This is a genomic window from Mameliella sp. CS4 (assembly GCF_019392335.1).
Taxonomy (GTDB): domain Bacteria; phylum Pseudomonadota; class Alphaproteobacteria; order Rhodobacterales; family Rhodobacteraceae; genus Antarctobacter.
In genome coordinates, this window is sequence record NZ_JAHXRQ010000228.1 from 1 (window position 1) to 253 (window position 253).

1 pseudogene is annotated in these 253 nt (G+C 74.3%); it reads right to left on the minus strand.

Annotation, left to right across the window (positions count from 1 at the left end):
* Positions 1 to 253, minus strand: a pseudogene (locus KZZ07_RS27200) (efflux transporter periplasmic adaptor subunit); the annotation flags it as partial.

Consider the following 253-nt stretch of genomic DNA (forward strand, 5'->3'; position numbering starts at 1 on the left):
CCGCTCACCGCAGCCCGCACCTGCGTGTAGCCGAGGTTGAGGCGCGCGGCCTCCAGCGCCGCCTTCGCCGCGTCGAGGCTCGCCCGAGCCTCCTTGAACGCGTTGGCCCGGACGTCGAGGTCGCGTGCCGTAACGATGTGCTGATCCGACAGCTTCTGCCCACGCTCGAGGTCGCTCGCCGTCAGGCCGACGCGCGCCTCGGCGCCCGCGACCTGGGCCTCGAGCCTCTGGACCTCGGCCGCGTAGGGCGCGG